This window comes from Pseudomonas sp. 05N434 (assembly GCF_056396965.1).
In genome coordinates, this window is the sequence record NZ_JBFTMK010000207.1 from 1 (window position 1) to 7,880 (window position 7,880).

The 7,880-nt window shown below is 59.8% G+C and carries 8 protein-coding genes; 3 read left to right on the top strand and 5 right to left on the bottom strand.

Going from position 1 to position 7,880, the window contains the following annotated elements; genetic code table 11:
• Nucleotides 1–142: 142 nt before the first annotated feature.
• Both AC1DLB_RS14810 and AC1DLB_RS14815 read right to left on the bottom strand, forming a co-directional pair.
• Nucleotides 143–625: a glutathione peroxidase gene (locus tag AC1DLB_RS14810; protein ID WP_477743242.1), complete on the bottom strand. Its 483-nt coding sequence runs from the start codon at nucleotides 623–625 to the stop codon at nucleotides 143–145.
• Nucleotides 626–749: 124 nt separating this feature from the next.
• Nucleotides 750–1,235, bottom strand: coding sequence for an FKBP-type peptidyl-prolyl cis-trans isomerase (locus AC1DLB_RS14815; RefSeq protein WP_064620281.1), 486 nt, complete (start codon nucleotides 1,233–1,235; stop codon nucleotides 750–752).
• On the opposite strand from AC1DLB_RS14815, the gene AC1DLB_RS14820 reads away from it, so the two are divergent.
• From AC1DLB_RS14820 to AC1DLB_RS14830, 3 genes are read left to right on the top strand one after another with little or no spacing between them, the layout of a single operon-like run.
• Nucleotides 1,204–1,542 (top strand): DUF3565 domain-containing protein, encoded by a 339-nt coding sequence (locus tag AC1DLB_RS14820; protein ID WP_064621356.1) that lies wholly within the window; start codon nucleotides 1,204–1,206, stop codon nucleotides 1,540–1,542. The genes AC1DLB_RS14815 and AC1DLB_RS14820 overlap by 32 nt on opposite strands.
• A gap of 60 nt (nucleotides 1,543–1,602) precedes the next feature.
• Complete coding sequence (gene pta / locus AC1DLB_RS14825; protein ID WP_018927188.1) at nucleotides 1,603–3,702, top strand: phosphate acetyltransferase; 2,100 nt, start codon at nucleotides 1,603–1,605, stop codon at nucleotides 3,700–3,702.
• Nucleotides 3,703–4,608, top strand: coding sequence for an acyltransferase (locus AC1DLB_RS14830; protein WP_064620287.1), 906 nt, complete (start codon nucleotides 3,703–3,705; stop codon nucleotides 4,606–4,608).
• Nucleotides 4,609–4,691: 83 nt separating this feature from the next.
• Here AC1DLB_RS14830 and cysN read toward each other — a convergent pair whose 3' ends face one another.
• From cysN to AC1DLB_RS14845, 3 genes are all read right to left on the bottom strand, one after another.
• A complete protein-coding gene (gene cysN / locus AC1DLB_RS14835; protein WP_018927190.1) occupies nucleotides 4,692–6,590 on the bottom strand; it encodes a sulfate adenylyltransferase subunit CysN in 1,899 nt (632 codons plus the stop codon).
• A gap of 9 nt (nucleotides 6,591–6,599) precedes the next feature.
• Nucleotides 6,600–7,517, bottom strand: coding sequence for a sulfate adenylyltransferase subunit CysD (gene cysD / locus AC1DLB_RS14840; RefSeq protein ID WP_477785188.1), 918 nt, complete (start codon nucleotides 7,515–7,517; stop codon nucleotides 6,600–6,602).
• 146 nt (nucleotides 7,518–7,663) lie between these two features.
• A partial coding sequence (locus tag AC1DLB_RS14845; RefSeq protein ID WP_477785189.1) for a Nif3-like dinuclear metal center hexameric protein occupies nucleotides 7,664–7,880 on the bottom strand: 217 nt, incomplete at its 5' end.

The window sequence follows — 7,880 nt, forward strand, 5'->3', positions numbered from 1 at the left end:
GCGCCCTGCCTTGAACAGCACTATTGATTTGAGTGATTAAGGATTAGAAACGAAAAGATCGCAGCCTTCGGCAGCTTCTACAGAGGAATGTGAATACCTGTAGCTGCCGAAGGCTGCGATCTTTTGATCTTGATCTGCGCTTTTAACTCAGAGCTTTTTCAATCGCCTGGATAACAGAAGGATCATCCGGCGCCGTACGCGGCGAGAACCGCGCCAATACGCGACCGTCCTTGCCCAACAGGAATTTTTCGAAGTTCCAGGTGATGTCGCCCGGAAACTCCGCACCCTCGCCCGCCAGCAGGCGGTACAGCTGATGACGTTCGTGACCGTTGACTTCCAGCTTGCTGGACAACGGAAAGGTCACGCCATAGTTGAGGCTGCAGAACGCCTGGATCTCCTGCTCTGTGCCCGGTTCCTGCCCGGCAAACTGGTTGCACGGCAAGCCCAGCACGCTGAAACCCATGCCCTTGTATTGCTGGTAGAGGTTTTCCAGAGCAGCGTACTGTGGGGTCAAGCCACATTTGGAGGCGACGTTGACCACCAGCACGACGTGCCCTTTGAAGGGCGCCAGAGGTAACTCCTGGCCATCCAAAGCTTTCAATGTAAGGTCGTGAAAAGCACTCATGACGGACTCCAAATTTCCCGTGTTCTTCTCGAAACAGCCACTTGGTCATGTCGCCAAGGACAGCCGCGGACTAAAAAGGCGCCCTCGGGCGCCTCTCCAGTTCTCGAAAGCTTAGCGCAGAAAATCAGTGGTGATGGCCACCTTCGCCATGGACGTGACCATGAGCGATTTCTTCCTGGCTGGCATCACGGATGGCAACGATCTTGACCTGGAAATTCAGGCGCTGACCGGCCAGCGGGTGGTTGCCGTCGACGGTGACATCGTCGCCGTCCAGATCGCGAATGGTGACGATCTGCATCTGGCCGTCCGGAGCGGAAGCGTGGAACTGCATGCCCACTTCCAGTTCATCGACGCCTTCGAACATGCTGCGGCTCAGGGTGCTGACCAGTTCAGCAGCGTATTCGCCGTAGGCATCTTCAGGTTCTACGGAGACTTTCAGTTCATCACCGACTGCTTTGCCTTCCAGCGCCTTTTCCAGGCCCGGAATGATGTTACCTGCGCCTTGCAGGTAGACCAGCGGCGCGCCGCCGGCGGAGCTGTCGATGACCTCACCAGCGTCGTTGGTCAGGGTATAGTCGATGGAGACAGCCTTATTGGCGGCGATCAGCATGGGGCGAGACCTTTTGCATAAGAAAGATGAATGTCCAAGTTTAGCGAAGCAATCGCCCGAAAGCGAACACAACCCAGACAAACGGGGTGCAATGAAAGCCTCGACCATTACAGGTTTTCATCAGGACGAGGACGGGCACTGGGTGGCCGAGCTGTCCTGCGGCCATACCCAACACCTGCGGCACCAGCCGCCGTGGCAATCCCGGGCCTGGGTGCTRGACCCTGCGCTGCGCAATGAAAAAATAGGCCAGCCCTTTGATTGCGGTTGGTGCGCACAAGGCTCGGTTAGCGATAACCTTGACCACTGAATATCGGTAGAACGCCAGCCATAGGCGTTCACCATTGCCATGCACCCTTAGAGAATCCGCATGCAAACTTTTTTTATCGCGCCCACCGATTTTGGTGTGGGTCTGACCTCCATCAGCCTCGGGCTGGTGCGTACCCTTGAGCGGGCCGGCCTCAAAGTCGGCTTTTTCAAACCGATTGCCCAACCGCACCCGGGCGACACCGGCCCTGAACGCTCCACCGAACTGGTGGCCCGCACCCACGGTTTGAAACCGCCTCAGCCGCTGGGCCTGGCCCATGTCGAGCGGATGCTCGGCGACGGTCAGCTGGACGAATTGCTCGAAGAAATCATCACCCTTTACCAGCAAGCCGCTATCGGCAAGGACGTGCTGATTGTCGAAGGCATGGTCCCGACCCGCAGCGCCAGCTACGCCGCGCGGGTCAACCTGCACTTGGCCAAGAGCCTCGACGCCGACGTGATTCTGGTTTCGGCGCCGGAAAACGAAGTGCTGACCGAATTGTCCGGCCGGGTGGAATTGCAGGCGCAATTGTTCGGCGGGCCGAAGGACCCGAAAGTGCTGGGCGTGATCCTCAACAAGGTCAAGACCGACGAAAGCATGGACGTCTTCGCCTCGCGCCTGAGAGAGCACTCGCCGTTGCTGCGCAGTGGCGACTTCCGTCTGCTCGGCTGCATCCCGTTTCAACCGGAGCTGAACGCGCCGCGCACCCGTGACGTGGCTGAGTTGATGGGCGCTCAGGTGCTCAATGCCGGTGACTACGAAACCCGGCGCATGACCAAAATCATCATTTGCGCCCGCACCGTGCGCAACACCGTGGAGCTGCTCAAGCCCGGCGTGCTGGTGGTGACCCCCGGCGATCGCGACGACATCATCCTCGCGGTCAGCCTCGCGGCGATGAACGGTGTGCCCCTGGCCGGCCTGCTGCTGACCAGCGACACCCTGCCCGACCCGCGCATCATGGAGCTGTGCCGTGGCGCCTTGCAGGCCGGCCTGCCGGTGTTGTCGGTGAGTACCGGTTCCTACGACACCGCCAACCAGTTGAACGGTTTGAACAAGGAAATCCCGATCGACGACCGCGAGCGCGCGGAGATCATCACCGATTTCGTCGCCAGCCACCTCGACGCCAACTGGCTGCACCAACGCTGCGGCACGCCACGGGAAATGCGCCTGTCGCCCGCGGTGTTCCGCTATCAACTGATCCAGCGCGCCCAGGCCGCCAACAAGCGCATCGTGTTGCCTGAAGGCAGCGAGCCGTTGACCGTGCAAGCCGCTGCGATCTGCCAGGCCCGGGGCATTGCCCGTTGTGTATTGCTGGCCAAACCGGCAGACGTCGAGGCGGTCGCCCGCGCCCAAGGCATCGAGTTGCCACCGGGGCTGGAAATCCTCGACCCGGACCTGATTCGCGAGCGTTATGTCGAGCCGATGGTTGCGCTGCGCAAGACCAAAAGCCTCAACGCGCCGATGGCCGAGCAGCAACTGGAAGACACCGTGGTGATCGGCACCATGATGCTGGCGCTGGATGAAGTCGACGGGCTGGTGTCCGGGGTCATTCACTCCACCGCCAACACCATCCGCCCGGCCCTGCAACTGATCAAGACCGCGCCGGGTTGCACCCTGGTGTCGTCGGTGTTCTTCATGCTGTTCCCCGAAGAAGTGCTGGTCTACGGCGACTGCGTGATGAACCCGCACCCGAGCGCCAGCGAACTGGCCGAGATCGCCTTGCAAAGCGCCGATTCGGCAGCGGCGTTCGGCATCACTCCGCGAGTGGCGATGATCAGCTACTCCAGCGGTGAATCGGCCAGCGGCGAAGAAGTCGAGAAGGTTCGCGAGGCCACCTTGCTCGCCCACGAACAGCAACACTCACTGCTGATCGACGGCCCGTTGCAATACGATGCCGCTGCCAACGAAACCGTGGCCCGGCAACTGGCGCCGAACAGTCAGGTGGCCGGTCGTGCCACGGTGTTCGTGTTCCCCGACCTGAACACCGGCAATACCACCCACAAAGCCGTGCAACGCAGCGCCGACTGCGTCAGCCTCGGGCCAATGCTGCAAGGCCTGCGCAAACCGGTGAACGACCTGCCGCGTGGCGCGCAAGTCGACGACATCGTGTACACCATCGCGCTGACCGCGATTCAAGCGGCCAACCGACCTATGGATATTTAAATGCTGGATTTTCTACCTGCACCCGTGCGCGGCGTGATCGCCTCGCTGCTGTTGGCGCTGAATACGATTCTGCTCTGCTCGTTTCTGTTCTGTGTGGCGCTGTTCAAAGTGTTGCCGTTCGCCCTCACCCAACGTTTCGCGCGCTGGCTGATGAGTCATACCCACGAAGCGTGGATCAGTAACAACAAGGGCTGGATGAATCTGGTTTGCCGCACACGCTGGCACCTCAGCGGTTTGCAAGACCTGGACTATCGGCACTCCTATCTGATCACCAGCAACCACCAGAGCTGGGTCGACATCATGGTGTTGCAGTACGTGCTCAACCGTCGCATCCGCCCGCTGAAGTTCTTCCTCAAACAGGAACTGATCTGGGTACCGGTGATTGGCCTGGCGTGGTGGGCGTTGGGTTTTCCGTTCATGAAGCGTTACTCCAAGGCCTATCTGGAAAAGCATCCGCAGAAGAAAGGCAAAGACCTGGAAACCACCCGCAAGACCTGCGACAAGTTCCGCAATAACCCGGTGGGGATTTTCAACTTCGTCGAAGGCACACGCTTTACCGAGGGCAAACACGCCCAGCAGAGTTCACCGTTCCGCTACCTGCTGAAGCCGAAAGCGGGCGGCATTGCATTCGTGCTGGATGCCATGGGCGACCAGCTGGAAGCCATCGTCAACGTGACCATCCACTACCCGGCCGGGCGTCCAGGCTATTGGGATTTGCTCTGCGGCAATGTGAAAGACGTGGTGGTGCACTTTCAGGAGCTGAAGATTCCACCGCAGTTCGTTGGCAAGAACTACGACCAGGACGGGGTGTATCGCCTGGAGTTTCAGGGCTGGATCAATCAGTTGTGGAATGACAAGGATGCGCTGTTGGGACAAATGCACCGGGAGTATCCAGTGAATTCTTGAGGTGCCCGCGAAAGTGTCCTTCCGGACACAAAAAAGCCCGCAGATGATCACTCATCTGCGGGCTTTTTGTTTTCAGCTAATGCTTAGATCGCGCCACGCTTGCGCAGCAGATCCAGCACTTGCTTGACGCTTTCTTCCAGCGACAGCGACTGGGTGTCGATCACCAGATCGGCATCCAGCGGCACGTCGTACGGGAAGGATTCGCCCGGGATATTGTCGCCACCCGCCGCGTACAGACCTTGCGGATCACGCTCAGCGCAGACCGTCGGCGAGGCCTGGACGTAGACCGTCAGCAGACGCTCCTTGCCGATCAGGTCCTTGGCCTGCTCACGACCTTCGGCACTCGGGGCAACGAACGCCGCCAGTGTCAGCAGGCCGGCTTCGTTGAACTGACGCGCAACGTGCGCCGCACGACGCCAATTCTCGGTGCGCCCGGCGCGATCCTGTGGCAGACCTTTGTTCAGGTCATGACGCAGGTTCTGGCCATCGAGTACAAACACCGCGCGCCCCATGTCGAACAGCTTGCGTTCAACCGCATACGCCAAGGTGCTTTTGCCAGCGCCCGACAGGCCGCTGAACAACACGGTGGCCGGTTGCTGACCGAAGCGCTGAGCGCGCTCTTCGGTGGCTACATGAGCCAGTTTACCGTGGTGGGAGCTGCTGCCATGCGCCAGCGGCTGAGCGATGATCATGCCGGCCGCGACCGTGCCGTTGGTCAAACGGTCGATGACGATGAACGAACCCGTGGTGCGGTTGCTGTCGTAACCGTCCAGCGCAATGGCCGCGTCGAGGCTGATCTTGACCCGACCGATCTCGTTCAGCTGCAACGAGCTGGCAGGGCCTTCGGCCAAGGTGTTCACGTCCACGCGATTGACGATGCTGGTGATCGAGCCCGGCACGTAAGTCGTGGCGCGCTTGATGTCGTACTTCTTGCCCGGCAGCATCGGCTCTTCGGCCATCCACACCAGCATGGCGTCGAAGGCGTCGGTCACTTGCGGCTGGTTATCGGCGTGCACCAGCAAGTCGCCACGGGAAATGTCAATCTCGTCTTCCATGGTCAGCGTCACCGCTTGACCAGGACCGGCGTGCTCCAGCTCACCTTCGAAGGTGACAATGGATTTCACGCGGCTGCTCTTGCCCGACGGCAACACAACGACTTCGTCGCCCTTGTGCACGATGCCGCTGGCCAGGGTGCCGGCGAAACCACGGAAGTTCAGGTTCGGACGGTTGACGTACTGCACCGGGAAACGCAGGTCGGTGTAGTTGCGGTCGCTGGCGATTTCGACGGTTTCAAGGATTTCCATCAGCGACTGGCCGGTGTACCACGGCGAGCGCTCGGACTTGTTCACCACGTTGTCGCCCTTGAGCGCGGACATCGGCACGAACGCCATGGTGCTCGGCTTGAACGCGATGCCTTCGGCGAACTTCAGGTAATCGGCCTTGATCGACTCAAATACGCTTTCGTCGAAGCCGTTGAGGTCCATCTTGTTGATGGCGACCACGATGTGCTTGATGCCCAGCAACGAGGCGATAAAGCTGTGGCGACGGGTCTGGGTCTGCACGCCGTAACGGGCGTCGACCAGGATGATCGCCAGGTCACAGGTGGATGCACCGGTGGCCATGTTGCGGGTGTACTGCTCATGGCCGGGGGTATCGGCGATGATGAATTTGCGCTTGGCGGTAGAGAAATAGCGGTAGGCGACATCGATGGTGATGCCCTGCTCACGCTCGGCCTGCAAGCCGTCGACCAGCAACGCCAGGTCGATGTCTTCGCCGGTAGTGCCGACTTTTTTCGAGTCGCGGGTAATGGCTTCCAGATGATCTTCGTAGATCATTTTGGAGTCGTGCAGCAGGCGCCCGATCAGGGTGCTCTTGCCGTCGTCGACGTTGCCACAAGTCAGAAAGCGCAGCATTTCCTTGCGTTCATGCTGGCCCAGGTAGGCGAGGATGTCCTCGCTGATCAAATCAGATGCGTGCGACATGACAACCCCTTAGAAATAACCCTGACGTTTCTTTTCTTCCATGGAACCGGCGCCATCGTGATCGATGACTCGGCCCTGGCGTTCGGAAGTTCGCGTCAGGAGCATTTCCTGAATGATGTCGGTCAGGCTGGTGGCCTCGGACTCGACAGCACCGGTCAACGGGTAGTCGCCCAGTGTACGGAAACGGACCTTCTTCTTGACGATGCGCGCCTTGTCTTCGTCGCTCAGGTGATTGAGCAGGCGTTCGTCGTCGATCATGATCCAGGTGCCGTTCATCTCGATGACATCACGTTCGGCTGCGAAATACAGCGGCACGATCGGGATGCCTTCCATGTAGATGTACTGCCAGATGTCCAGTTCGGTCCAGTTCGACAACGGGAATACGCGGATCGATTCACCCTTGTTGACCTTGCCRTTGTAGACGTTCCACAGCTCCGGGCGCTGGTTTTTCGGGTCCCAGCGGTGCTTGCTGTCACGGAACGAATACACGCGCTCTTTGGCACGGGACTTCTCTTCGTCGCGACGGGCGCCACCGAATGCGGCGTCGAAGCCGTACTTGTCGAGGGCCTGCTTGAGGCCTTCGGTCTTCATGATGTCGGTGTGCTTGGCACTGCCGTGGGTCAGCGGGTTGATACCCTGCGCAACGCCCTCGGGGTTGACGTGTACCAGCAGGTCCAGGCCGAGCTCTTCGACCATGCGGTCGCGGAACGCGTACATTTCCTTGAACTTCCACTGGGTGTCGACGTGCATCACCGGAAACGGAAGTTTGCCCGGGAAGAATGCCTTGCGCGCAAGGTGCAGCATCACGGCGGAGTCTTTACCGACGGAGTACAGCATCACCGGGTTATCGAACTCGGCGGCGACCTCGCGGATGATGTGGATGCTTTCGGCCTCCAGCTGTTTCAGATGCGTCAGTTTGTCGACCATGGCTACTCACGAAAACGATCTTATGGACGGCCTGCGGGCCGTGTTCGAGCGGGGAATCCTAGCACAGCGCCCTCTTCTAATCAGGACGGCGGCTAGATCGAAAGGGTATATGAATATACCCCCTCGTTTGGGCTCCAGCCCTGTAGTCAAATCGGGTTCGGGCAATCGATGAAGATGTGCTCGAGGGCGAAACGTCGCGCCAGGTAATCACCCAAAGCCTGCACACCGTAACGCTCGGTGGCATGGTGGCCGGCGGCGATGAAACTGATGTCGTTTTCCCGGGCGCTGTGGAACGTCTGCTCGGAGGCCTCGCCGCTGAGGTACAGATCGACACCGGCTAACACCGCCTGGTCAATGTAACCC

What these genes read in the sequence shown, in the direction of transcription:
- AC1DLB_RS14810 (WP_477743242.1), bottom strand. Translation starts at nt 625, where the DNA reads ATGAGTGCTTTTCACGACCTTACATTGAAAGCTTTGGATGGCCAGGAG.
- AC1DLB_RS14815 (WP_064620281.1), bottom strand. Translation starts at nt 1,235, where the DNA reads ATGCTGATCGCCGCCAATAAGGCTGTCTCCATCGACTATACCCTGACC.
- pta (WP_018927188.1), top strand. Translation starts at nt 1,603, where the DNA reads ATGCAAACTTTTTTTATCGCGCCCACCGATTTTGGTGTGGGTCTGACC.
- AC1DLB_RS14830 (WP_064620287.1), top strand. Translation starts at nt 3,703, where the DNA reads ATGCTGGATTTTCTACCTGCACCCGTGCGCGGCGTGATCGCCTCGCTG.
- cysN (WP_018927190.1), bottom strand. Translation starts at nt 6,590, where the DNA reads ATGTCGCACGCATCTGATTTGATCAGCGAGGACATCCTCGCCTACCTG.